Annotated in this window: 20 protein-coding genes and 1 pseudogene; 10 read left to right on the top strand and 11 right to left on the bottom strand. The window is 73.8% G+C overall.

What is annotated here, in order from left to right:
• Nucleotides 1-10: 10 nt before the first annotated feature.
• The 3 genes from ACIPYQ_RS10405 to ACIPYQ_RS10395 form a co-directional block, all read right to left on the bottom strand.
• Nucleotides 11-1,096: a FecCD family ABC transporter permease gene (locus tag ACIPYQ_RS10405; protein ID WP_401248420.1), complete on the bottom strand. Its 1,086-nt coding sequence runs from the start codon at nucleotides 1,094-1,096 to the stop codon at nucleotides 11-13.
• Nucleotides 1,093-2,151 (bottom strand): FecCD family ABC transporter permease, encoded by a 1,059-nt coding sequence (locus ACIPYQ_RS10400; protein ID WP_401248417.1) that lies wholly within the window; start codon nucleotides 2,149-2,151, stop codon nucleotides 1,093-1,095. The genes ACIPYQ_RS10405 and ACIPYQ_RS10400 overlap by 4 nt, the downstream gene beginning before the upstream one ends.
• A 99-nt stretch (nucleotides 2,152-2,250) precedes the next feature.
• Nucleotides 2,251-3,606 carry a lysine N(6)-hydroxylase/L-ornithine N(5)-oxygenase family protein gene (locus ACIPYQ_RS10395; RefSeq protein WP_401248415.1) on the bottom strand — a complete coding sequence of 452 codons (1,356 nt, stop codon included), beginning with the start codon at nucleotides 3,604-3,606 and terminating at the stop codon, nucleotides 2,251-2,253.
• Nucleotides 3,607-3,878: 272 nt separating this feature from the next.
• Here ACIPYQ_RS10395 and ACIPYQ_RS10390 point away from each other — a divergent pair, with 272 nt between their 5' ends.
• The gene (locus tag ACIPYQ_RS10390) at nucleotides 3,879-4,826 is read left to right on the top strand and encodes a methionyl-tRNA formyltransferase (RefSeq protein ID WP_401248412.1); all 948 of its coding nucleotides are present in this window, start codon (nucleotides 3,879-3,881) and stop codon (nucleotides 4,824-4,826) included.
• A gap of 60 nt (nucleotides 4,827-4,886) precedes the next feature.
• Here the strand turns inward: ACIPYQ_RS10390 and ACIPYQ_RS10385 are convergent.
• The 3 genes and pseudogenes from ACIPYQ_RS10385 to ACIPYQ_RS10375 form a co-directional block, all read right to left on the bottom strand.
• Nucleotides 4,887-5,411, bottom strand: a pseudogene (locus tag ACIPYQ_RS10385) (FecCD family ABC transporter permease); the annotation flags it as partial.
• 14 nt (nucleotides 5,412-5,425) lie between these two features.
• On the bottom strand, nucleotides 5,426-6,286 hold the full coding sequence (locus ACIPYQ_RS10380) for an ABC transporter ATP-binding protein (protein WP_401248410.1): 861 nt from the start codon (nucleotides 6,284-6,286) through the stop codon (nucleotides 5,426-5,428).
• 105 nt (nucleotides 6,287-6,391) lie between these two features.
• Nucleotides 6,392-7,249, bottom strand: coding sequence for a 2OG-Fe(II) oxygenase (locus tag ACIPYQ_RS10375; RefSeq protein ID WP_401248408.1), 858 nt, complete (start codon nucleotides 7,247-7,249; stop codon nucleotides 6,392-6,394).
• 170 nt (nucleotides 7,250-7,419) lie between these two features.
• Between ACIPYQ_RS10375 and ACIPYQ_RS10370 the strand changes: the two genes are divergently transcribed.
• Together ACIPYQ_RS10370 and ACIPYQ_RS10365 are read left to right on the top strand one after the other, a co-directional pair.
• Nucleotides 7,420-8,067, top strand: a complete 648-nt coding sequence (locus tag ACIPYQ_RS10370; RefSeq protein ID WP_401249349.1) for a DUF4389 domain-containing protein — start codon at nucleotides 7,420-7,422, stop codon at nucleotides 8,065-8,067.
• Nucleotides 8,068-8,125: 58 nt separating this feature from the next.
• The gene (locus ACIPYQ_RS10365; RefSeq protein ID WP_401248406.1) at nucleotides 8,126-9,178 is read left to right on the top strand and encodes an alpha/beta hydrolase; all 1,053 of its coding nucleotides are present in this window, start codon (nucleotides 8,126-8,128) and stop codon (nucleotides 9,176-9,178) included.
• 32 nt (nucleotides 9,179-9,210) lie between these two features.
• Here ACIPYQ_RS10365 and ACIPYQ_RS10360 read toward each other — a convergent pair whose 3' ends face one another.
• The 5 genes from ACIPYQ_RS10360 to ACIPYQ_RS10340 form a co-directional block, all read right to left on the bottom strand.
• Nucleotides 9,211-11,757: an ABC transporter permease gene (locus ACIPYQ_RS10360; RefSeq protein WP_401248403.1), complete on the bottom strand. Its 2,547-nt coding sequence runs from the start codon at nucleotides 11,755-11,757 to the stop codon at nucleotides 9,211-9,213.
• Between the two features lie 97 nt (nucleotides 11,758-11,854).
• Complete coding sequence (locus ACIPYQ_RS10355) at nucleotides 11,855-12,616, bottom strand: ABC transporter ATP-binding protein (RefSeq protein WP_401249347.1); 762 nt, start codon at nucleotides 12,614-12,616, stop codon at nucleotides 11,855-11,857.
• 170 nt (nucleotides 12,617-12,786) lie between these two features.
• Nucleotides 12,787-14,082: an ATP-binding protein gene (locus ACIPYQ_RS10350; protein WP_401249344.1), complete on the bottom strand. Its 1,296-nt coding sequence runs from the start codon at nucleotides 14,080-14,082 to the stop codon at nucleotides 12,787-12,789.
• Nucleotides 14,079-14,762: a two-component system response regulator CseB gene (gene cseB / locus ACIPYQ_RS10345; RefSeq protein ID WP_401249341.1), complete on the bottom strand. Its 684-nt coding sequence runs from the start codon at nucleotides 14,760-14,762 to the stop codon at nucleotides 14,079-14,081. The genes ACIPYQ_RS10350 and cseB overlap by 4 nt, the downstream gene beginning before the upstream one ends.
• Before the next feature lie 294 nt (nucleotides 14,763-15,056).
• Nucleotides 15,057-16,265, bottom strand: coding sequence for a glycosyltransferase (locus tag ACIPYQ_RS10340; protein WP_401249338.1), 1,209 nt, complete (start codon nucleotides 16,263-16,265; stop codon nucleotides 15,057-15,059).
• Nucleotides 16,266-16,482: 217 nt separating this feature from the next.
• Between ACIPYQ_RS10340 and thpR the strand changes: the two genes are divergently transcribed.
• From thpR to ACIPYQ_RS10305, 7 genes are all read left to right on the top strand, one after another.
• The gene (thpR, locus tag ACIPYQ_RS10335; RefSeq protein ID WP_401248400.1) at nucleotides 16,483-17,067 is read left to right on the top strand and encodes an RNA 2',3'-cyclic phosphodiesterase; all 585 of its coding nucleotides are present in this window, start codon (nucleotides 16,483-16,485) and stop codon (nucleotides 17,065-17,067) included.
• A gap of 85 nt (nucleotides 17,068-17,152) precedes the next feature.
• The gene (gene bla, locus ACIPYQ_RS10330) at nucleotides 17,153-18,064 is read left to right on the top strand and encodes a class A beta-lactamase (RefSeq protein WP_401248397.1); all 912 of its coding nucleotides are present in this window, start codon (nucleotides 17,153-17,155) and stop codon (nucleotides 18,062-18,064) included.
• Between the two features lie 49 nt (nucleotides 18,065-18,113).
• Nucleotides 18,114-18,773, top strand: a complete 660-nt coding sequence (locus ACIPYQ_RS10325) for a maleylpyruvate isomerase N-terminal domain-containing protein (protein ID WP_401248395.1) — start codon at nucleotides 18,114-18,116, stop codon at nucleotides 18,771-18,773.
• Between the two features lie 94 nt (nucleotides 18,774-18,867).
• Complete coding sequence (locus tag ACIPYQ_RS10320) at nucleotides 18,868-22,314, top strand: hypothetical protein (protein WP_401248392.1); 3,447 nt, start codon at nucleotides 18,868-18,870, stop codon at nucleotides 22,312-22,314.
• A 61-nt stretch (nucleotides 22,315-22,375) separates the two neighbouring features.
• The gene (locus ACIPYQ_RS10315) at nucleotides 22,376-22,879 is read left to right on the top strand and encodes a metallophosphoesterase family protein (RefSeq protein WP_401248389.1); all 504 of its coding nucleotides are present in this window, start codon (nucleotides 22,376-22,378) and stop codon (nucleotides 22,877-22,879) included.
• Between the two features lie 219 nt (nucleotides 22,880-23,098).
• A complete protein-coding gene (locus ACIPYQ_RS10310; RefSeq protein ID WP_401248386.1) occupies nucleotides 23,099-23,959 on the top strand; it encodes a CAP domain-containing protein in 861 nt (286 codons plus the stop codon).
• Nucleotides 23,960-24,148: 189 nt separating this feature from the next.
• On the top strand, nucleotides 24,149-24,697 hold the full coding sequence (locus ACIPYQ_RS10305) for a hypothetical protein (RefSeq protein WP_361762968.1): 549 nt from the start codon (nucleotides 24,149-24,151) through the stop codon (nucleotides 24,695-24,697).
• The last annotated feature ends 46 nt before the right edge of the window (nucleotides 24,698-24,743 follow it).

Raw genomic sequence — 24,743 nt, 5'->3', positions numbered from 1 at the left:
TACGAGTCGGTCAACGCAGGTTCGCCCGCACCAGGAGGTAGACCAGGAAGGGGCCGCCGATCGCGGCGGTGACGACGCCCACCGGGAGGGAGATCGGCAGCGCCGTGCGGGCGACCAGGTCCGCGCCGGTCAGCAACAGGGCCCCCACCATGCCGGAGGCCACCATCGGCGGTGTCGGGCACCTCAGCAGCCGCATCGCCACCTGCGGCGCGACCAGCGCGACGAACGGAACCGGGCCCGCCGCGCTCACCGCCACGCCGGCCAGCAGGACCGCGCACAGCAGCAGGACCGCCCGCACCGCCGAGTACCGGACGCCCAGGCCCGCGGCCACCTCGTCGCCGAGGTACATCGGCTTGAACTGGAACGCGGCGCAGGCCACGACGACCATCAGCGCGAGCGTGCACCAGACCGCCACCCGGATGTCGTCCCACGACCGGTTGTCCAGCGAGCCGATCAGCCACGCCTGGGCCCGGGCCACGTCCCTGATGTCGGCCCGGACCAGCAGCCAGGTCGTGACGGCCTCCATCACGGCGCTCACCGAGATGCCGATGAGGATGAGCCGGAAGCCGTCGATCCCGCGCCGCCACGCCAGGAAGTACACGAGGAGTCCCGTGCCGAGACCGCCCGCGAGCGCCGCCCCGGACAGGCCGACGGAGCTGACGACCGCCGCGGCGGTCCCGCCCGACACCGTCACCAGGAACACCGCGACCGCGCCGGCGCCCCCGGTGATCCCCAGGATGTCGGGGCTGGCCAGCGGATTGCGCGCGATGGACTGGGTGATCGCCCCGGACACGCCCAGCGCGATGCCGACGACGCATCCGGCCAGGGCCCGCGGCATCCGCAGGTCCATGATCACGAACTCGTCCACCTGCTCGCCGCGGCCGAGGATCGTGGCGATCACCTGGGGCAGGCCGATGGGGAACTCCCCGACGCCGATGGACAGGCAGAACACCAGGAACGTCGCCGCCGCCAGCAGCAGGGTGGCGCACACCATCCACGGCCGCCACACGAACGACACCCGGCCGAGCCGGACGCCCGGCGCCACCGGGGCCTTCACGGCCTCCACGACTTGCACGTCCACGTCGGCCCCGTTCATGCGCTCTTGAACTTTCCGCGCCACACCAGAACCGCGAAGAAGGGGGCGCCGAGGAGGGCCACCACGACACCCGCGTCCAACTCGCCCGGCCGCACCAGCAGTCGCCCGGCGATGTCGCAGACCAGCAGGACGATGGCGCCGAGCAGGCCCGCGTACGGCACCAGCCAGCGGTAGTCCGGCCCGGTCAGGTACCTGGCCACGTGGGCCACCATGAGACCGAGGAAGGCGATGGGTCCGCAGGCCGCCGTCGCCGCTCCCGCCAGCAGGGTGATGGCGATGATGCCGACGGTCCGGCTCAGCACGATGTTCACGCCCAGCCCGCGCGCCACGTCGTCGCCCAGGTTGAGCAGGTTGACGGCCGGCAGCGTGGTCAGGGCCAGGACCAGCCCGACCGCGATGAACGCCGTCACCGGCCAGATGACGTCGAATCCGACACCGGCCACGGAGCCCGCGTTCCAGAAGCGCAGCGCGTTCAGCGAGGCCTTGTCCGACAGCGCGACCGCCGTGGTCATCGCCGCCAGGAACACGGTGATCCCCTGCCCGGCCAGGGCGAGCGTCAGGGGGTTGCCGGCCCCCCGGCCGATGCTCGCCAGTCCGAACACGACGACACCGGCGACCGCCGCCCCCAGGAAGGCGAACCAGACGTACTGGAACGGGACGGCGAGCCCGAACACCGCGATCACCGTCACCACGGCGAACGAGGCGCCCGAGTTCACCCCGAGCAGGCCCGTGTCGGCGATCGGGTTGCGCGTGTACCCCTGGATCAACGCCCCGCCGACGCCCAGGGCCACGCCCGCCACCACGGCCAGGACCGTCCTGGGCACGCGTACGGTCTGCACGATGAGCCTGATCTCCGTGAGCCGCCGGTCCGGATCCGGTTCCGCCGTCAGCCCGTGCCACACGTCGGCCGGACCGAGCGCGCGGGCACCGACGGCCAACGACACCACCACGGCGGTCAGGAGGATCGACAGGAGTACCAAGGACCCCACAACCCGGCGTCGGCGGGCCTCCGTTGCGCCCCTGGGCGCGGGACGCTCCACTGTAGTCGTGCCCATGTCGCTGTACGTTATCCCTTCGCTCCACCGGCGAAACCTCGCCGGTGGCACGCGCCACCAGGCGGCAGTTGTACGGACCGCACCGGTCCGGGTATCGGTCTAGCGGGCCGTGCTGCCCGTTCCGTCGGCCACGGTCCGGACCTCGTCGGCATCGGACTTGCGGCCCCGGTCGAGGAGCGAGTCGAGGATCTCGCCGACCCTGACGCTGGTGTTGGACAGCAGGGACGACGTGATGCCGTGCGTGTGCTCCGTACCGCCCTGCACGTAGATGCCGCAGCGCAGTTCCGGGTCGGTCGCGATGCGGTAGTCGCGCTCGACGCGGACACGGTCCTCGTCGTCGCGCAGGCAGCGGTCGGCGACCTCGCCGAGGAGGCCGAGCGGGTCGGCTGGGCGGTAGCCGGTGGCGAAGACCACGACGTCCGCGTCCAGGAGCGTCTCCTCGCCCGTCACCAGGGACTGCACGGTGGCGCGGACCTTGGCCGGCGTCTGCGTGACGCCGGTCAGCCGGGAAACGTTGAGGAAGCGCAGGCGCTCGGTGCCGAGGACCTTCTCCTGGTACATCTGCCGGTACAGCTCGTCGATCAGGTCGATGTCCACCACGGAGTAGTTCGTGTTGCGGTGGTAGTCCATCAGCTTGCGCTTGACGTTCTCGGGTGCGGTGAAGAACTCGCCGACCGCCTCCGGGTCGAAGATCCGGTTGGCGAAGCCGCTGTCGTCGGCGGGGCTGTAGCCGTACCGGGAGAAGACCGCGCAGACCTCGGCCTGCGGGAAGCGGCGGTGCAGGTAGGCGACGTTCTCGGCGGCGCTCTGCCCCGCGCCCACGACGACGAACCGGGAGGGGGCGGCGCCCTTCAGGGCTTCGACCTTCGTCAGGAGATCGGAGTTGTGCCAGATGCGGTCGGTGCGTTCCACGCCCTCCGGCATGAGGGGACGCAGACCGGTGCCGATGACGAGGTTGCGGGCCCGGTGGAGCGCGAGCCCCTCCCCCGAACGGACCGTCACGTCGAGGTGGTCCACCACTCCTTCGCGGACGACCGGCGTGACCCCGACGACCTCGTGGCCGTACGAGACCATGTCGTCGACCTTGGCCGCGGACCACTCCAGGTAGTCGTGGAACTCCACCCTGAGTGGGAAGAGGTTCTTGTGGTTGATGAAGTCGATCAGCCGCCCCTTGCTCTTCAGGTAGCACAGGAAGCTGAACTCGCTGGCCGGGTTCCGGAGCGTCACCAGGTCCTTCAGGAAGGACACCTGCATGGTCGCGTCGTCGATGAGCATGCCCCGGTGCCAGCCGAAGCGCGGCTGCTGCTCGAAGAAGTGAGTGGTGATCACTTCCTCCCTGCCGACGCGTGCGTTGTGCTCGCCGACCGCGATCGCCATGGCCACATTGGACGGGCCGAAGCCGATTCCTATGAGGTCGTGGATCAGCGGGGGGTCGTCAGGACGAGCCTGTGCCATGTCACTCCCATCGTGCGAGGGCAGCCGCCGTGCCGGGCGGGCAAGGCGGTCGGTCGGGCATCGGGGAAGGCGGGAAAATCGGGCACGCCGACGGAGACGCGACCGAAACTTAGGTAAGGCTAAGCTGATCCTCCAGGAGCTGTCGATAGACAAATCGGGCGGCCGGAGAGCGGAGTGATCGTCAACTCGCAGCAGGGCGGGCACCGTTGCCAACTTAGGCAAGCCTTGCTTTACTCGACTTCAACCAACCCCTGTCCCTGAGGAGGAACCCCATGCGGGTCGTCATGTTCGGTTACCAGACCTGGGGGCACCGGACCCTGCAAGCCCTCCTGGACTCCGAGCACGACGTGGTGCTGGTGGTGACGCACCCGAAGAGCGAACACGCCTACGAGAAGATCTGGAGCGACTCCGTCGCCGACCTCGCCGAAGAACACGGGGTCCCGGTCCTGCTCCGCAACCGCCCGGACGACGACGAGCTGTTCCAGCGCCTCAAGGAGGCCGAGCCGGACATCATCGTCGCCAACAACTGGCGTACGTGGCTGCCGCCGCGGGTCTTCGGACTCCCCCGCCACGGCACGCTGAACGTGCACGACTCGCTGCTGCCGAAGTACGCCGGCTTCTCGCCCCTCATCTGGGCGCTGATCAACGGCGAGACCGAAGTGGGCGTCACCGCGCACATGATGAACGACGAACTCGACGCCGGGGACATCGTGCGGCAGGAGTCGGTACCGGTGGGGCCGAAGGACACCGCCACCGACCTCTTCCACCGGACCGTCGACCTCATCGCCCCGGTCACCGTCGGCGCCCTCGACCTCATCGCCTCCGGGCGGACGGAGTTCACCAAGCAGGACCGGTCCCAGGCGAGCTTCTTCCACAAGCGGTCCCTCGAGGACAGCCGCATCGACTGGACCTGGCCCGCGGAGGACCTGGACCGCCTGGTCCGCGCCCAGTCCGAGCCGTACCCCAGCGCCTTCACCTTCCACAAGGGCAGGCGCCTGGAGGTGCTGTCCGCCTGCGTGTCCGAGGGGCGGTACGGCGGAACCCCCGGCCGGATCTTCTACCGCGAGGGCGAGGGGGTGGTGATCGTCGCGGGCGCCGACGCCCGGACCGGCCGCAACCACGGGCTGGCCATCACGCGCGTACGGACCGAGGACGGCCGGGAGTTGCCCGCGGCCGAGTACTTCACCTCGATGGGCGGATACCTGACCGGGCGGGCCTGACCCGCCGGTCCCCGACCGGGGCGCCGGGGACCACCACCCTCGGTGGTACCCGGCGCCGGACTAGCGGCGGCTGCGTACGAGGAGGTACAGGAAGTACGGCGTGCCGATCACCGCGGTCATCAGCCCGGCGCCGAGCTGGGCCGGTGCGATGACCGTCCGGCCCACCAGGTCGGCGGTGCAGACGAGGACCGCGCCGAGGAGCACCGCGACCGGGACCACCCGGGCGTGCTGCCGGCCCACGAGGGCACGGGCGGCGTGCGGTGCCACGAGTCCGACGAAGCCGATGGTGCCGGCGGCGGCCACCGCGGTGGCGCTGAGCAGGACGGCCAGGACGAGGAAGCCGAGGCGCCCTCGTCCGAGGTGCATGCCGAGCAGCCGCGGGGTGTCCTCGTCGAGTGACACGAGGTCGAGTTCGGCCCGGCGTACGACCGCGACGGCCAGGCCCGCGGCCAGGACGACCGCGAGTGGCACCACGTCGGGCAGGGTCCGCCCGTAGGTGGAGCCCGACAGTCAGGTCAGCGCCTTCGTCGCGTTGAACGGGTCGGTCAGGATGATGAGCAGGCCGACCAGGGCCGCCGTCGCGGTGAGGAGGAGGCGTCTCATGAGGTGGTACTGAGCCTTTCGCTTCGCGAGTGGTGCCGGCCGATCGCGCGGGTGCGCAGCCGGCCGGTGAGGGGGTCGGTGTCGACGTCGATGCGGATGCCGTAGGTGTCGGTCAGCCGCTCCGGGGTCAGTACGTCCGCGGGGTCGCCGTCGGCGATGACGCGTCCCGCGCTGAGCAGGACGATCCGGTCGGCCACGGCGGCGGCCTGGTCGAGGTCGTGCAGGACGGCGCCCACGGCGATCCCGTGGGCGTCCGCCAGATCCCGCATGAGGTCGAGGAGTTCGACCTGGTGGCGCAGGTCGAGGTAGGTCGTGGGTTCGTCGAGCAGGAGCACGCCGGTCTCCTGGGCGAGGCAGCCGGCCAGCCAGACGCGCTGGAGCTGTCCGCCGGACAGGTGCTCGGCGCCGCGTTCGGCGAGTTCGGCGACGCCCGTCAGGGCGAGCGCGCGGTCCACCGCGGTCCGGCCGCCCGGGTCGTCCCGGCCCCAGCGGCCCCGGTAGGGGTAGCGGCCGAAGTCGACGAGGTCCCGTACCGTCAGCCCGCTCGGCGTGGGGCGCCCCTGGGTGAGCAGGGCGACCCGGCGCGAGAACTCGCGGGGTCCGAGCGCCAGTCCGTCGGTGTCGCCGTCGATGACGAGGGTGCCCGTCCTCGGCCGCTGGAGCCGCGCGATGGTGCGCAGCAGCGTGGACTTGCCACTGCCGTTCGGCCCGACCAGGACGGTGACCTGGCCGGGCCGCAGCGTCATCGAGGCGTCGTGTACGACGTCGACGCCGTCGTACGCCACGGTGACGCCCGTGGCCGACAGTTCATGGCCGCGGGGACGCATCGCCGCGGCGGTCTCTTCAGCTACCTGCACGCCGGTAAGGTTAGCCTAACCTTACGAAATGACAAAAGGGCCCGGGACTGCGGTGGCAAGAGCGGAACCGGCCAAGTTCGCGAGGGGACGGCCGGAGGGCCTCGCTCACGATGTCGCGCGGGGTGCGGGAAGGGTGAGCCGGGTGACGGGGTCGGCCGCCGGGAGGGCGATGGGCCTGGCGCCGTCGTGGTCGCGCGTGATGTCCGCGAGCGGGCGGGTGCGTTCGGCCGCGCGGGCCATCCACTGCCAGATCCGGAACGGGGTGTCGGGCGTCGCCGGTGCGGACTCGGCGCCGCTGATCCACGTCGTGAGCGTGAACCGGTGGTCTTCGAACCGGCCGCTGGGGCAGGTGGACGGGACCACCTCGTGGAAGGCACTGGCCGGGAAGAACACGATGGTGTCGTGCTCGGGTTCGATGGTGCGGTAGGTCTCCGCCGGCTGCGGTCCGCCCTCGTGGAACTGGGTGTCGTACAAACGGAGTTGGCCGCCGTCGAAACCGCGGGGCCTGCGGTGGAGGTAGTACACGGCCGACACGGCCGTGCCGACGTCGCGGACCCGCGAGGCGTCGGTGTGGATGCCGTAGTGACCCCCTTCCCCGTGCGCCGTCAGAACCGTCAGGGCCTGCGTGAGCGCGGCCTGGTGCCCGAGGACCTCCTGGACGAGCGGCAGGCAGTCGGCGAGGTGCCGGCTGAAGACGGAGCTGGTCACGGGGAGGACGAGGGAGCTGCGGCCCTTGTGGGAGACCTGGCCCGACAGGGGGTCCAGGACCGTTCCCGCGTTGAAGTCGGGCTGCCGGGAGATCGCGTACGCCAGCAGGCCCGCGGCGCGTTCCTCGCCGAGGAAGTTCTCGAAGCGACAGACCGGGGCCGGTATGACGGGGGTCGTGGACCACCGGTCGGAGGGAGGCAAGTCCCGGGTGCCGATTTCCGTCGGGGTGGCCGGTTCCTTCGCGTATCCACTCATGGCCCGGAACCGTAAGCGGAGTGGCCCGCACCGTCGAAGGAGCACAGGGGGGCGCACAGGAGTACGCCGCTCCCGCCCCATGTGCTCGCGCGCGGGTCCGCCCGAGTGGAGGGCGGTGCGCGCAGCCGGGATGATGGGAAGGGGCGAGGTGAGCCGATGAGGTGAGCACGATGACCATGGAGACCTCCTACCCACCGGTAACGGTGACGGCCGGGCTGGACCCGCCGCTTTCGCGCTGGCTGTGGCTGGTCAAGTGGATCCTGGCCATTCCGCACTACATCGTGCTGGCGTTCCTGTGGATCGCCTTCCTCGTGATCTGCGTGATCGCGTTCTTCGCGATCCTCTTCACCGAGCGCTATCCGCGGGCCCTCTTCGACTTCAACCTCGGGGTCCTCCGCTGGTCATGGCGGGTCTCGTACTACTCCTACGCCGCCCTGGGCACCGACCGCTACCCGCCGTTCAGCCTCGGACCCGAACCCGACTACCCGGCCCGGCTGGACATCGCCTACCCCGAGCGCCTCTCCCGGGGCCTGGTCCTGGTGAAGTGGTGGCTGCTCGCCATCCCGCACTACCTCGTGATCGGCTTCTTCACCGGCGCGCACGGCGGCTGGTGGAGCGCGGGCCTGATCGGGCTGCTGGCACTCATCGCGGTCGTCACGCTGGCCTTCACCGAGAAGTACCCGCGCGACCTGTTCGACCTGGTGATCGGGCTCAACCGGTGGGTGCTCCGCGTGACGGCGTACGCCACGCTCATGACGGACGCCTACCCGCCCTTCCGCCTCGACATGGGCGGCGAGGAACCCGTGACCGCCGGATGAGCCGAGCGCTCGGACGCCGGGCACCGGCCGGTGGCCGACGGGTGATTGACTACGCCGCATGGATCCCGCGCGCACGTTCCCCGCAGGCGGCGAGCCCGGCTCGACCGCCCGGAAGGCGCCCCCTCTCGACCCCGAACTGAGTGCTGCGCTGGCGGCGTTGGGGGACGCGGCGAGAGAGCCGTTCACCCCGGAGAACCTCGCTGCCCGGCAGGAGCGGGACGCCGCGTCCCGGCCCCGGCCGACGCTGCGGGAGCTGCGCGCCGACGGCCTCTTCGAGGTGGACGAGCTGCTCGTGCCGGGAGCGCCGGGCGACCCGGACGTCACGCTCGTGAGCGCACGGCCCGCCGGGGTCGCGGGCCCGCTGCCGGTGCTGTACTACATGCACGGCGGCGGAATGATCATGGGCAATGCAAGGTCCGTCGTCCCGCAGCTGCTGCACGCATGGGCCCTCCCCCTGGAGCTGGCCGTCGTGTCCGTCGAGTACCGGCTGGCACCGCACACGCGCTACCCCGGACCGGTGGAGGACTGCTACGCCGGACTCGTCTGGGTGGCCGGGCACGCGGCCGAACTGGGCATCGACGCGGACCGCATCGTCATCGGCGGCAAGAGCGCCGGCGGCGGCCTCGCCGCGGCACTCGCCCTGCTCACCCGCGACCGCGGCGGGCCGGCACCGATCGGGCAGCTGCTCCTGTGCCCGATGCTCGACGACCGGGGCGACACCGTCTCCAGCCACCAGATGGCCGGCCTCGGCATCTGGGACCGGACCTCCAACGCCACCGCCTGGCAGGCGCTGCTGGGCGACCGGTACGGCGCCGCGGACCTGCCGCCCTACGCGGCCCCCGCCCGCGCCACCGATCTGTCCGGGCTGCCTCCGGCCTACATCGAGGTCGGGTCGGCCGAGACCTTCCGGGACGAGGACGTGGCCTACGCGAACGCGATCTGGCAGGCCGGCGGTCAGGCCGAACTGCACGTGTGGCCGGGGGCCTTCCACGGCTTCGACACCTTCGCGCCCCGGGCGGCCCTCAGCCGGGACGCCCGGACCGCCCGGTCCGCCTGGCTCCGGCGCGTCCTCGCCCGGTCCGGTTCCGGCAGCGGGCCCGCCGACCGCTGAGCAGGTCACGACGGCGGGCCCGCACGGGGGAGTTACTGCGCCGCCGTGGCGGCCGGGATGTCGACGCGGGCGGCCCGGCGGGCCGGCCAGAGCGAGGCGGCCAGCGCACCCGCCATGGCGACGAGCACGCCGAGGGCGAGCCGGCCCCAGGGAAGGACCAGCGCGTAGCCCGCGACGCTCTCCTGGAGGGTGCGGCCGAGCGCCCAGCCCAGGAAGACGCCCAGGACAGTGCCGAGCGCCGCGCCGAGCCCGCCGAGGACCAGGGCCTCCAGCCGGATCATCCGGCTCACACCGGCCCGGTCCACACCGAGGGCGCGCAGGGTGCCGATCTCCTTGCGGCGTTCGAGGACGGACATCGCGAGGGTGTTGGCGATGCCCAGGGCGGCGATCGTCAGCGCCATGCTCAGCAGGGCGTAGAAGACGTTGAGCTGGTCGCCGATGGACCCGCTGTCCTGGGCCCGGATGCCCGCCTGGTCGAGGACGGCCAGCGCGGGGTTGTCGCCGAGGGCGCGGGTGACGTCGCCGCGTGCGGTCCGGCCGGGTCCGCCGGGCATGCCGACGAGGATCGCGGCGGTGTGCGGGGTGGAGTCGTAGCGGGCGACGAGGGAGTCGGGTGCGGTGATGCTGGGCAGCAGGTTGCTCTGCTCGTCCGCCCGGTAGACGGCGCCGATGGTGACGCTGCCCCGCTCGCCGTCCTGACGCTGCAGGGGCAGGGTCTGACCGACGCGCCAGCCGGCCGCCCTGGCCTTGAACTCGGCCACGGCGATCTGTCCTTGGGCGAGGCGGTCGAGGGAGCCCTCGACCACGTCGTAGCGCAGCAGCCGGCCGATGGTGGCGGGGTCGACGCCGGTCAGTACGGAGGGGGTTCCCGCCAGCCGGTACTCGGTGGACTGGTGGAGCGGGCTGACCGCGGCGCCGGGCACCTTCCTGAGGGCCGCCTCGGTGTCGGGGGTCATCCGCATGCCGCCCTCGGCGGGCTTGACCAGGTAGTCGGCGGTGAAGTCGTGGGTGGTCGCCCGGTCGAGGTACTGGGCGGCGGAGGCTCCGAGGACGGACAGGCCCGAGGCGAGGGTGAGGGCGATGGCGAGCGCGGCGGCCGTGGCGCCCGTACGGCGCGGGTCGCGCACGGTGTTGCGGGCGGCGAGGCCGCCGTACACCGGGTGCAGGCGGGTCAGCAGCGGCCGGACCAGGGCGACGAACGGCCGGGCCAGCAGCGGGATGAGGACGATCGTCCCGGTCAGGGTGAGGGCCGCGCCGAGGCCGATGATGGTCCGGGAGTCCCGCCCCGTGGTGAGGGCCCCGTACCCGGCGGCGGCGATGCCGGTGACCAGCAGGGCGGCGCCGAGGCCGGTGCGCAGGGAGCCGGTGCGCGCGGGCGCCGCGGGCTCGGCCGCGCTGAGCGCGGCGACCGGCGGGATGGCCATGGCCCGGCGGATCGGCAGCCAGGCGGCGACCATGGGCAGCGCGGTGCCGACCAGCAGGGACGTGATCACGGTGCCCGGGGTGAGGACCAGCGGGCCGGCCGGGGCGTCGGCCGGGGCGAAGAGGGTCTGCAGCAGGGCCGCGGCCCCGGTGCCGGCGGCGAGGCCGGCCGCGGAGGCGACCGCGCCGACGAGGAGGGACTCGGTCAGCAGGATGCGGCGCACCTGCTTGCGCGAGGCCCCGACGGCCCGCATCAGGGCCAGCTCCCGGGTGCGCCGGGCGACGAGCATGGTGAAGGTGTTGGAGATGAGGAAGGTGGCGACGAAGAGGGCGACCGCGGCGAAACCGAGCAGGATCTGGCTCATGGTGTCGCTGTCGTTGGTGGCGAGGTTCTCCTGGATCCGGGCGAGCTGTGCCCCGGTGGCCGCGCCGGTGCCCTCGGGCAGCACCGATTCGATCCGGCCGAGGAGCTGCTGCGCGTCGGCGCCGGGTGCGGCGGTGACGTCCACGTTCTGGTAGCGGCCGGGCTGGAGGAAGAGCCGCTGCGCGGTGGCGTCGTCGAACAGCGTCAGGCTGCCCCCGGCGGGCAGCGTGGTCCCGTCGGTCCGGAAGATCCCCCTGAGGGTGTAGGAGGAGGCGCCCTGGTTCGTGCCGACGCGGACGGTGTCGCCCACGCGGAAGCCGCCCTTCGCGGCGGTGGTCTCGTCGAGGGCGATCGTGTCCTCGCCGGTCGGGCCGGAACCCTGGGTGAAGCGGTAGGCGGGGTCCGTGCCGGCCGTCCCCGGGGCGAAGTTGCCGCCCTTGTGGGACGGGCCGTGACCGAGCAGCCGGCCCTCCCGGTCGGCGACGGCGGCGAAACCGGTGACGCGCCCCGCGGCGACGCCGACGCCGGGGACCTTGGCCAGGGTGTTCACGGTGCCGGCGTCAATGCCGGCCGGCCCGCCGGGCTGGTTCGGGGAGTCCCGGGAGTCTTCGGGGAAGACGCTGACGGCGATGCGCTCGTAGCCGTCGGTCGCCCGGGCGGCGGCGGCACGGTGGAGGCTGTCGCCGTAGACGAGGCTGCCGGAGACGAAGGTGACTCCGAGCATGACCGCGAACACGGTCATCAGGAGACGGGCCTTGTGCGCGAACACGTTGCGCAGGGCGGTACGGAGCATGGGGATGCGGATCCTGGGGAGGCGGGCTCGGCTGGTGCGAGCGGGCGGGCGGCTGGTGCGGTGCTCGTGCTGCGTGCCGGGGTGTAGGGGCGGTGGGTCAGCTGGTGCGCGAGCGGGTGTCGAATTCCTTCATCCGGTCCAGCACCCGGTCCGGGGTGGGACGGCTCATCTCGTCGACCAGGCGGCCGTCGGAGAGGAAGACCACGCGGTCCGCGTAGCCGGCGGCGACGGGGTCGTGGGTGACCATGACCACGGTCTGGCCCAGCTCGCGCACCGAGTCGCGCAGGAAGCCGAGGACCTCGGCCCCGGACCGGGAGTCGAGATTGCCGGTGGGTTCGTCGCCGAAGATGATCGAGGGGCGGGACACGAGGGCGCGGGCCACCGCGACGCGCTGCTGCTGCCCGCCGGAGAGCTGTCCGGGCCGGTGGTCGAGGCGCTGGGCCAGTCCGACCATGGAGACCACCCGGTCCAGCCACTGCCGGTCGGGCCGGCGGCCGGCGATGGTCAGCGGCAGCGTGATGTTCTCCAGCGCGGTCAGCGTCGGCAGCAGGTTGAAGGCCTGGAAGATGAAACCGATCCGGTCGCGGCGCAGCCGGGTGAGCTGCCCGTCGTCGAGGGTGCCCAGTTCGGTGGTGCCGATGCGGACGGAGCCGGAGCTGAAGGAGTCGAGACCGGCGGCGCAGTGCATCAGGGTGGACTTGCCGCAGCCGGAGGGGCCCATGATGGCGGTGAACTCGCCCTCCCCGAAGGCGATGCTGACCCGGTCCAGGGCGACGACGCGGGTGTCGCCGCTGCCGTAGACCTTCGACAGGTCGGTGGTGGCGGCCGCGGCCCCGGTCGGTGTGTGCAGCGGGTGCAGCGGGTGCGGGGCAAAGGGGTCGGCGGTCACGAAGGACTCCTCCTCGGGTGCGGAAAGGTGCACTCCGAAGGGTGTCCGGGGAACGTATCGGGGCCCGGTCCGCCGCGTATCGGCGTCCGCTCCGCTTCGTATCGGTCCTGTATTCGTATCGGTCGTGTAGGGGCGGGCGGTCAGGCCGGCAGACGGAGGGTGGCGACCGCGCCGCCGTCCTGGGCGTTCTCGAACCGCAGCTCGGCGCCGAGGAGCCGGGCCTGGCCGAGGGCGATGGTCAGGCCCAGGCCGTGGCCCGAGCCGCGGCCCGTCCCGCCCGTGTGGAAGCGGCGCGGGCCGTCGAGGAGCAGGTCCCGGGGGAAGCCGGGGCCGTGGTCGCGCACGACGACCGTCCGGCCCTCGACGGTGACCCGCACCGGGGCGTCTCCGTGCCGGTGGGCGTTGACGACGAGGTTGCCGACGATCCGTTCGAGGCGGCGCGGATCGGTCTCCACGGTCTCCCCGGCCCGGGCGGCCTCGGGGCCCCGCGGGCCGGCGTCGGCGGCAGCGGTGACGGTGACCTCGGTGTCGAGGCCGGTACGGGCCACCGCCTCGGAGACGACCGCGCCGAGCGGGACCCGGTCGCGGACCGGCCGTTCGGCGCCGGCGTCGAGCCGGGAGATCTCCAGGAGGTCCTCGACCAGGCCGCGCAGATCGCGCACCCGGGCCCGGAGCAGATCCTCCGTCTCACCGCGGGGCAGCAGGTCGGCCGCGGCCAGCAGCCCGCCGACGGGGGTGCGCAGCTCGTGGGCCACGTCCGCGGTGAACTGGCGCTCGGTGCGCAGCCGTCGGCTGAGGCTGTCGGCCATCAGGTCGACGGTGGCGGCGATGTCGGCGACCTCGTCGCCGCCCTCGGTGGGCCCGGTCCGGGCGTCCAGGTCCCCGGCGGAGATCCGGCCCGCCGTCTCCGAGACCCGCCGCAGCCTACGGGCGAGCAGCCCGGCCCCGTAGACCGCGAGGGGCGCGGCCGCCGCGAGCGCGACCAGTGAGGCCAGCGCCATGCTGACGTCGAGCCGCCGCAGCTCGTGGAGCTCCGAGCTCATGTTGACCCGGACGGCGAGCACCGGGCTGTCCGGGCCGCCGGTGCGCTGGGCGGCCCAGACGCTCGGCCCGACGTTGCCGTCGACGTGCCCGTCGTGGGCGACGTGCCGGACGCCGTCGGCGGGCCGGCGCAGCGCGGCGGGCAGCTCGGCCGGATCGAGCTCGGCACCGTCGATCAGCGTGCCGGTGCTCCGGTAGGTGGCCATGGCGGAGTAGACGGTGTTGAAGGCCCGGGCTTCGGCCCGGCTGCGGATCTCCCGTGCCGTCCACAGGTGCACGAGGACGCCCACCGCCGCCACGACCAGGAGGGCCGTGGCCGCGGCCAGCGCGGCGATCTTCCAGCGCAGGGACACGCGGGCCGGCCGGAGCCGGGGGAACGGGCGCACCGGCCTCAGCGCCTGAGCTTGTAGCCGAAGCCGCGGACCGTCTCGATCCGGTCGCGGCCGAGTTTCCTGCGCAGCCGCTGCACGCACAGGTCCACGACGCGGCTGTCGCCGTCCCAGCCGTAGTCCCACACGTCGCGCAGCAGGGTGTGGCGCTCCAGCACGATGCCCGGGTGGGCGGCGAACGCCAGCAGCAGTTTCAGTTCCGTCGGGGTCAGCGCCACCGGGCTTCCGGCAACGAAGACCTCCAGGCCGCCGGTGTCGATGGTCAGGTCCCCGAAGACCAGCGTCTCCCCCTCCGACGGTGGCGGCCCGGGGTCGCCGGTCGCGAGGCCGGGTTCCGGGGCGGGTGCGGGCGTGGGCGCGTAGGTCGCCCGCCGCAGCAGCGAACGGATGCGCGCCACGAGCACGTAGGTGTCCACGGGTTTGACCACGTAGTCGTCCGCGCCGGCCTCCAGACCGGCCACGACATCCAGTCCGTCGCCGCGGGCGGACATCATGAGGACCGGCACCAGGCTGGTCTCCCTGACCCTGCGGCACAGGCCGATCCCGTCCAGGCCGGGCAGCATCACGTCCAGGATCAGCAGGTCGAAGCTCTCCTCGCGGAACAGCTCCAGCCCCGCCAGCCCGTCGGCCGCGGTCCTCATCCGGTAGCCGTAGCGCTCGAGGGCGACGGTGAAGGAGCGGCGCATCAGGTCGTCGTCCTCCACCAGCAGCACGCGAACGGGCGGCGCGGGGGCCGGGGCCGTTGCCGGGGGCGGGACGGACGAGGACACGGGCGGACGGCTCCTGCTCGGACGGTCGTGGGAAACGGGCAGGTCCCGTCCGCGCGGACGGGACCCGAAGGGAACGATAGGGCAGACATCGGGCGTGGCAGCTCGCCACGGCCCGGCGCACGCATTCGATGGACGACCAAGCGCTCCCTGATACCCGCCCGATACAAACCCCGCCCGGGGCGCTGCGCCGCACCGGGATCGCGGCCCGGTTCAGCCGGCGGAGTCGAGCAGCAGCTGCGCGGCGACCGTCGCCCCGTCGGTGCGGATCGTGGCGGCCACGGCAGTCGCCCGTGCGCCGGTCCCGGGCGTCAGGGCCGCCCCGAGCGCGAGCGACAGGGACGCAGTGGTCGGGGCCGGGCCGTCGTGGACGGTCCCGATGCCCAGGCCGGCGACCCGGCCGCCCCAGTACGGTGCGTCTCCTCCCTGGGGCACGACCACCTGGGGCGTGCCGGACCCGGTGGCGGTCGTCGTGGTGCCCGCGCTGCCGTGGTGCACGACGGCGGCCGCCCGCCGGAACAGCGCCTGCTGGTTGACCTCGCCGACGACGAAGCAGTCGTCCTGCTCGTCGACCAGGTCCAGGCCGGCCCAGCCGCGGGACAGGACCACGCGGCGGCCCTGCGCGCGGACCGCGGCGACGGCCGTCCGCGCGAAGTCCTCCGGGGCGCCGACGGGCGTACTGCCCAGGCCGACGTAGACCGGTGGTGCGCCGGCGTCCAGGAACGCCTCCAGGCCGGCGGGGAGCGGGCGTGCGTCGGGCCGGATCCAGGCGCCGGTCTGCACCACGTCGAGGTCCGTCGTCCGCCAGGGGTCCAGGACGGGGTCGGTGGCCAGCCACGGCCGGTCGGTGAAGGCGTAGTCGCGGACGTTCTCCACCGGCGGCAGGCCGAACGCGGCCCGCCGGCCGTTCAGCTCCTCGCCGAACATCTCGTTGGCGATCCGCGCGTCCAGCTCCCACAGCTCCTGGTTGTCGCTCACCCCCGGCGGCAACGGCCGGCCCCGCCGCGCGGGCGGCCGCCGGCGGGGAGAGGGCAGGGCGACCGGCTGGTGGCTCGCGTGCACGTAGCGGATGCCCAGCTTCTCGGCCACCGACCGCGCACCGGTCACGGCCGGCAGCGGCCCCGTCGCCACCAGCACGTCACAGCCCACGGCCGCCGCGGCGACCGTCTCGAACTGCGCGCCCATCAGGTCGGCCACGCGCTGCGCCAGCCCCACCGCCGAACCCGGCGTCACCGAGTGCACCATCGGGCGCACCGGCTGTCCGGCCGGCACCATCTCGACTCCGACCCCGGCCAGCCGCTCGACGAACTCCGCGTCCGGCGGCGCGCACACCCGCACCTCCGCGCCGAGCTCCCGCAGGGCGACCGCGAGACCCGCCATCGGCTCGACGCTTCCCCGCGACCCGTACGTCGACAGCAACACACGCAACGTGAACAACCCCAACTTCCGCAGATTCCAGGTTCGATCGGCGATTCTGCGGCACGAGCGGGGGCTTGCCGCAAGGCCCCCGGTGCGCTATATGTTGAGCGTGGCAAGGAGAGCGTGACCTCCTTGCCTTTCCTTTTGCCGTCCGCTGCCGCACCGCGCGCAGGGAAGTCAAAGATGACGGGACCCGTCCGGACACGGTACGAAGTCCTCCGTGAACGAAAAGATCCAGGCCGGGACCGTCCGCGTGTTCATAGCGCTCGCCCCGCCCGACGACGCGAAGGAAGAGCTGGCCGAGCAGCTGCGGCCCGCCTACGCCGCGTACCCGGACATGCGCTGGAACCGCATCGAGGACTGGCACATCACCCTGGCCTTCCTCGGGGAGCTCCCCGTCTCCGCCGTTCCGCTCCTCAAGGAGCCGCTCGCGGACCTCGCGGCGGCCCGGCGGCCCCTGAAGCTGGCACTGCGCGGCGGCGGGCACTTCGACGAACGGGTCCTGTGGACCGGGATCGACGGGGAGCTCGAAGCGCTGCACCTCCTCGCCACCGACGTACGCGCCGCGGTCCGCGCGTGCGGCATCGACTTCCAGGAGCGGCCGCTGCGCCCCCATCTGACGCTGGCCCGCTCCCGCCGCAACGACCGCACCAGCGCGGTGGAGGCGGCGGCCGGGCTCGCCGCGTTCGCCGGCCGCCCGTGGCAGACCCGGCGGCTCCACCTCGTCGGCAGCAACACGGGCCGCGGTCCCGGGCCCATCCACTACCGCGACATCCAGGCCTGGAGCTTCGACGGCCTGGACTGAGGACGGGCGGTCCGGAGGGAACCGGATTGATCATCTTTGGCGTCTTTGTCGCCACGTGATCGTCAAAGGGAAGAGGAGAGCCGACGTGGAGCAGAGCCGTCGAGCAGTACTGACTCTGGGAGCGGGGGCGGCGCTGGCCGCGGCCCTGCCGGCGGGCGCGGCACGTGCGGCGTCGGGCGGCGGGAGCGGCGGGGACGGCGAGGTCGTCCGGCAGCTGCGCGGGTTGGAGCGCGAGTACGGCGCGCGACTGGGTGCGTACGCGCGGGACACGGCCACCGGCAGGACGGTGCTGTACCGCGCCGACGAGCTGTTCCCCATGTGCTCGCTGTTCAAGACGCCGGCCGTGGCGGCCGTGATGCGGGACCTGGACCGCGACGGGGAGTTCCTCGCCCGGCGCATCCACTACACGCAGGAGGACGTCACGGCCGCCGGCGGCGGCTCGGTGACGCAGCGGCCCGAGAACATCGCCGGCGGGCTGACGGTGGCCGAGCTGTGCTCCGCGGCCATCGCCCAGAGCGACAACGCCGCCGCGAACCTGCTGCTGCGCGAGCTGGGCGGTCCCACCGCGGTCACCGCCTTCTGCCGGTCCGTCGGGGACCGGACGACGCGGCTGGACCGGTGGGAGCCGGAGCTGAACTCGGCCGAGCCGTCGCGGGTGACCGACACGACCAGCCCGCGGGCCATCGGGCGGACGTACGGGCGGCTCGTGCTCGGCGACGCGCTGGTCCCGCGGCACCGGGAGCACCTGACGCGCTGGCTGCTGGCCAACACGACGAGCGCCGACCGCTTCCGGGCCGGCCTGCCCGCCGACTGGGTGATCGGGGACAAGACGGGCACCGGATCGTACGGGACCAACAACAACGTGGGCATCGCCTGGCCGCCGGGGCGGCCGCCGGTGGTGCTGGCCGTGCTGAGCACCAAGCCGGAGCCCTCCGCGCCGCGTACGGACGCGCTGGTCGCGAGGGCCGCCAAGGCACTTGCGGCGGCCCTCGCCTGACGGTCCGTCGAACCCGGCCGGTACGCAGCACCGCACTAGGCTTGCGGCCGTGGACCTCTTCTCCTCCTCCTGGGCAGCGTTGCGCACGGCGGTCGCCGAACTCCGTGACGAGGACTTCGCGCGGCCGTCCGGATGCACCGGTTGGCTCGTGCGGGACCTGGTGTGCCATCTGGTCATCGATGCCCAGGACGTCCTGATCACCCTCGCCACTCCCGCCGACACGGAGCCGACCCGGGACGCGGTGACCTACTGGAACCTGGTCGAGGCCCCGGCCGGCGAGGACCCGCTCGACGCGCTGACCGTCCGCCTCGCCGCCGCGTACGAGGAGCCGTGGCTGCTCAAGTTCCACTTGGACGACGTCGGTTCCGCCGCCGGCCGCGCCGCCGCACTCGCGGATCCCGCCGTCCGGGTCGGCACCCGCGACGAGGTGCTCACCACGGGCGAATACCTCGCCGCGTACGTCCTGGAATGGACCCTGCACCACCTCGACCTGATCGCGCACCTCCCGGACGCGGCGGACCCGCCCGCCGAGGGGCTCGCCCGGTCGCGCGAGCTGCTGGAGAGGATCGCCGGCGCGGCCTTCCCCCCGTCGTTCTCCGACGAGGACGCGCTGCTGATCGGCACCGGTCGGCGGGCCCCGACCGAGGCGGAGAAGGCCGAACTGGGCAGGTCGGCCACGCCACTCCCGCTCCCCCTCGTCCTCGGCTGACCCGGATCCGCCGCACGCCGGTCCGGTGCCGCACCGATGCCCGCGCCGATATTCGGTGGGAACCGGGGGCGGGTGTCTGTGACAATCCGTCCCGATGATCACCACCGTCGAACAGCTGCTCTCCGCACTCGACTCCCTCCCGCACAAGGCCCGACTGCGGCACACCGCCGTCGCCGCGCACGCGCTGGCCGCCCGCGGCGAGCTCCGGCCGCTGCTCACCGCCCTTGACCGGCTCGGCCCGTACGAACGGCGGCTCGGCACGCTCGCCGCCCTGGCCGGGGCGGACACCGACCACCTGGCCGCGCGCCTGGCCGACCCCGACCCGGTCGTCCGCCGCTACGCCCTGCGCGGCGCCCGGGCTTCGGCCGTCCCCGACCGGGCCGTCGAAGCCGCGTACGACGACGCGCCCGCCGTGGTCCGCGCCGACCTCGCCCGGCTGCTGCGCGACGGCAGCCGCCCCGCCCTCGCCGAGCGCCTGCTGCTGCGCCTGCGGACCGAGCGCGGTGACCGGGACGCGGCCCTGCTGCTGCCGGGCTGCTCCCCGGAGTTCACCGCCCGGATGCTGCCCGAGCTCGCCGGCGCCGTCGCGTTCGAGGGCTGGAGCCTGCTGGCCCGCCGCCATCCGGCCGCCGTACTCGACCAGGCGGAGCGCGAGCTCGCCTCTCTCTCCCCCCGCCTGCGGGGCGGCTGGTGGCCGCATCACGCCAACGGGATCGCGGCGGCCCTGCCCGCCGCCCCCGCACGGGTACTGGACCTCCTCGAACGCCACGGCCCCGGGGACCTGCCCGACCCGCTGCACGACCGGCTCGCCGACCTCGTCGACGCGGACGCCGAGCGGACCGCCCGCTGGCTCGCCGACCCCGGCCGGCAGAGCATCCGCTGGGAGCGCACCCCGAACCCGGCCGTGCTCCGCCGGCTGGTCGCGGCCGCTCCGCCGTCCCTGCACCGGCTCGCCGCCCGCTGGTTCCAACGGGGCGCCTACGTCACCATGCTGCGCGCGGTGCCGCTCGCGGACCGGGTGGCCTTCCACGACGCGGTCGCCGCCGTACTGCCCGGCCACGCCCCGGGCGGCACCTCCGACGCCGTACTGGCCCTGCTGCCGGAGGCCGAACGGCACGCCAGGGTACGGGCGGAGGTCATACAGGGTCGCGCCGAACGATGGGCCACGTACGACCTGTTGTCCACGCTCGCCATGCTCCCGCCGTCCGAAGTCCGGCCGGAACTCCTCGACGCGACCGGCTCCGGGGACGCCGATGACCGGGCCTTCGCCTGGCACCACGTGGTGTCCAACGCCGGGAACGCGGCGGATCCGGCGGAGGTGGCCGCCGTACTGGAACTGGCCGCGCGCCGCCTGCGCAACGAGCGCGACCCCGTGCGCCGGTCCGCCCTGGAGGCCTTCGCCGCCCTGCGCGCACCGCTGCTCGCGGCGGCCCTCTCCGGGACCGCGGGCCGGGCCGGACGCGACGACCTGCAGCGGTTCTGCCTGGACGCCCTGCGCGCCCGCGACTGCTCGCCGGCCACCCGGACCGCCGTCCACACCCTCGCCGTCACCCTCCTCAACTCCTCGGCCGACGAGGAACTCCTCGGACTCGCCGTGCACCTGCTGGGGGCCCTCACCGCCCGCACGGGCGCGCTCGCACCCGCCGTCCGGCTGGACCGGGCGCTGCGGCACGGCCGCGAACGCGCCGTGCTGGACGCCGTACGGCCCTGGCTGGACACCGCTGCCGGGCAGGGCGACCACACACCGCTGCTCGCCCTGGTCGAGGCGTTCGGCAACCGGGCGCGCCGGATCCCCGAGCTGCAGGACCGCCTCGCCGACGGCCTGCGCGACTGCCCGGACGGCGCCTTCGCCGGCCTGGCCGCGGCCTGGCTGGCCGACCCGGCGACGCGGGCCGGGCGGGTCGCCGTACTCCTGGAGCGGGAGCCCTCCGCGGTGACGCTCGGCCCCGTGCTCGACGTGCTCGCCGCCGACCGCACCGACCTGCTGGACCTCGCGCTGGCCGATCCGCCGCCCGCCGGCCGGTTCCCGGCGCCCGGCACGGCCCGTGCGCTGCCGCGCTTCCGCCGTGCGGACCGGTGGCTGCCCCGCCAGCAGCGGGCCGCCGTACGCCTGGCGGAGACGGCCCTCGCCGACCCGGGCCGATCCCTGGACGAACGGGCCGCGCTGCTCCGCGAGGTGGCCGGGGTCCCGGGACACGGGTACGAGCTCGTCCGGCGGTACGGCGGCGCCGACGACGCGGGAGCGGACCCTGCGGCGCTGGCGGCCGCCGTCGTGGACGCACCGGACGCCGCCCTGCGCCTGCTGCTCGACAGCGCCGGCGCGGACGACGCGGGCGCGGTCTGGGCGGTCGCCGACCGGGTGGCGCTCCGTGCCCGCCCGGACGCCCTCGCCGCCGTGCTGCGCGAACTGCTCACCCGGGAAGGCGGGGTGAAGGTCACCGTCCGCAAGTCGGCGGCGCGGCTCGCCGCCCGCCACCTCCCGCCGGAGGCCGCCGCGCGGCTCCTCGCCGGGGCTGCGCTCGACGCCTCCGCCCATCCCGACCTGCGTGCTGCCGCCGTCGCCCTCGCTCCTGGCCTGCTCCCCGCCGAAGCGGCGTGGTCGCTGCTGGAGTCCGCCGTCGCCGACGGCCCGGAAGGCGCCCGCCGCGCCGTGCTGCGCGGACCGGCCGAGGTGGCTCCCGCGCACCGGTCCCGTTACGGCCGGCTGGTGACCGGTCTGCTCACCAGCGCCGAAGAGTTCACGGCCCAGAGCGTGTACTGGGTCCTGGAGGACTGGGCCGCGTACGCGCCCGCCGTCACCTGGACGCTCACGGACATGGTCACCGACCTGGCCTCCCCCCTCACTTGGGGGGCCGGCTCGGCCCTGATGGGCATCGCCGGATCGGAGCTGCCCCATCCGGCGGGCGGGGCGGCACCCGGCAGTGCGCTCCACGAGGTGGTCGCCCGGCTGCTGTCGGGCATGGCCGCGGAGGACGCCGCGTCGCAGAACGGCGCATCGCAGAACGGCGCATCGCAGGGCGGCGCGTCGCAGGGCGGCGACGCCGACGGGCCCGAGCGGCCCGCCCGCCATCGGCTGTGCCACCTCCTCGATTCGACCATGATCACGGTGCCCGGCCGGCTGTGCGCCCCGCTCGCCCGGCAGTTGGCCGGCGAACCGCGGCTGACCGGCTTGCGCGTCTCGCTGCTGGTCCGGGCCGTCGACCCGGCCGCGTCCGAAGCCGAACTGACCGCGGCCTGCCGCGAGCTGAGCTCGGCCGTCGCGGACCGCCCCGCGCTGGCCGGCCGCAGCGCCGAACGGCTGCACCAGCGGCACCACTACGCCTCCCGCACCATGCAGCAGGCGGAGGGAGCGCTCGGGACCGTACGCACCCTGTCCGCCGGCACCCTGCCCGACGGGCTGTTCGCCGCGGCCCTCGCCTCCGCCCTCGGCCCCGGCCTGGACTGGCCGGGGCCCTGGAGAGCAGCCGTCCGGGCCCTGCGCCGCCACCGGGACGCGGAGGTCCGCGAGGCGGCCGACGCGATCGACCTCACCACCCGCTGACACCGGGGGGCGCGTCCCCGTTCGCCCACGAGGCGACGGCCCCCTCGTCTACGGTGAGGTCATGAGGCTGCTGCTGACCTCCGACACCCACGTCCCCGCGCGGGCCCGGCGCCTGCCGGAGGACCTGCTGACGGCCGTCGGTGAGGCCGACGTGGTCGTCCACGCCGGGGACTGGACCGACGAGGCCACGCTCGACCTGCTGGAGTCGAGGTCGCGGCGCCTGGTCGCCGTGTACGGCAACAACGACGGGCCCGCCCTGCGCGGCAGACTGCCCGAGGTCGCCCGCGCCGAACTCGGCGGTCTGCGCTTCGCGGTCGTCCACGAGACCGGCCCGGCCGACGGGCGCGAGAAGCGCTGCGCCGCACGCTTCCCCGACACGGACGTCCTTGTGTTCGGCCACAGCCACATCCCGTGGGACTCCACGGCCCCGGGCGGGCTCAGGCTGCTCAACCCCGGCTCCCCGACGGACCGTCGGAGAGAGCCCCACCACACCTTCCTGACCCTCACGGTCGAAGACGGCGCCCTGCACGACATCGTGCTGCACCGGCTGCCCGGGCGGTCCTGAACCTCGCGGGGCCACGGCATCCAGGATGGACTCCCCCGCCCGGCAACGCGCGTGCCGGGCCAGCCGAGTTGGGGCGATTGTCCGGCTCGTCCCTGTGTTGGTCCTGCGGGTTTCCTTAGGGGAACCTGAAGAACCCCTCCAGCGCGCTCTTTTCGCTGATGGGCAACCTAGGCTCAGCCGGACTCCCCTCCTCCCCTTCTCCTGTGAGGTGTCACCGTCATGAGCCGCAGCCACACTCCCGAAACGCCGTCCCGCGCCGAGGCGCGACGGAAGAGGACGGTGCGCACCCGCGTCGTCCTGTCCGTCACCGCGGCGGCCGCGGCGGTGGCGGTCGGGGTCGCCGTGGCCGACTCCGGCGGCGATGCCGGCAGAGACCGGCGGGCCGACGGCGCCGCCGGTGCCTCGGCCGGCACCGCGGGGACCGGTGACGGCGTGGGGACGGCACCCTCCCCTGCCGCCCCCACGCCCACCACCGACGCCACGGCCACGGCGAGCCCGAGCCCGTCCGCCACACCGGACGCCGGCGCCTCCGAATCCGCGTCCGCGTCCGCCGAGCCGAAGTCCGCCTCGGCGGAGGGCAGCGCTCCGGCCAAGCCGGCGGCCACCCGGGCCGCCGACCCGACGCGCAAGCCCTCCACGACCACGGGCGGCGGTTCCGGTGGCTCGGGCGGCTCTGGTGGCTCCGGCACCGTCAACGGCGATGCCGAGTCCGCGGTCCTCGCCCTGGTCAACAAGGAGCGGGCCGCCGCCGGGTGCGGCGCGCTGACCATGAACGCCAAGCTGAGCACCGCCGCGCGGAAGTACAGCGACACCATGGCCAGCAGCGGCGTCATGTCGCACACCGGCCCCGACGGGTCCACCATGACCAGCCGGGTGGAGGCCGCCGGGTACGGCTGGTCCCGCCTGGGCGAGAACATAGCCCGGGGTCAGGCCGACCCCGACGCGGTCATGAAGGCGTGGATGAACAGCTCCGGCCACCGGGCCAACATCCTCAACTGCGACTTCAAGGAAATCGGCGTCGGCGTCCACAAGGGCGACGGCGGCCCGTGGTGGACGCAGAACTTCGGCGCGCCGAGGTAGCAGGCCTCCGGACCGGCAAAGCCCCGCACACCCAACGAACCAGCCACCCCCCACCACGTCCTCCGACCCGTTCCACGGGTCGGGGGACGTCGGCGTTCACCGGCCGGCGGCAGGCCCGCACGCGGGGGCTCCGGGGCTCTTCGGGGGAGGCGGTGACGCGCCGGGCGGCGGGTCGGTCACTATGGGGCCGTGCCCCGGATTCCGCGTTACCTGTTCATATGGCTGTCGTGCACCGCCACCAGCGTGACCGCCGTGCTCGCCACGGTCCAGTTCGTGGTCGGCTCGACCAGGCATACGCCCCCGGTCGCGCGGTCCGCCCCGGTCGTCATCGACACCCCTCCGGCCTGGGAGGCGGGCAGCCCGGCACCGGTCACACCGTCCCCGTCCGCGAGCCCCTCGCCCACCGTGACGCAGCGCCCGACCCCCTCGGCCGCGACGCCCGCCAAGGCCTCGCCGGAAACCCCCCGGACCACCGCGCCGAAGACCGCCGTGGACTGCGAGGACGGCGGAGCGGGCCTGCACACCGTCCCTTCCACGGGCGGCAAGGTGACGGTGCGGTACGGCAGCCGGGGCGTGTGCCTGATCTCCGCGATCCCCAGCCGCGGCTTCAAGGCCACCACCGCGCAGACCTCGGACGACACCCTCACCGTCACGTTCTCCGGCGCCGACCACCGGTCGGTGGTCACGGCGACGATCGTCCCGTCGGCGAAGGCGAGCGTCCGCGAATCCTCGTTCTGACACCGGTCCCTTTCGCCCGGTTCGGGGCCTTGTACGCCCTCGTGCG

Origin of the sequence: Streptomyces sp. NPDC090045 (assembly GCF_044747975.1) — a bacterium.
In the GTDB taxonomy this organism is placed as follows: domain Bacteria; phylum Actinomycetota; class Actinomycetes; order Streptomycetales; family Streptomycetaceae; genus Streptomyces.
This window is presented reverse-complemented; position numbering and strand designations above follow the sequence as displayed.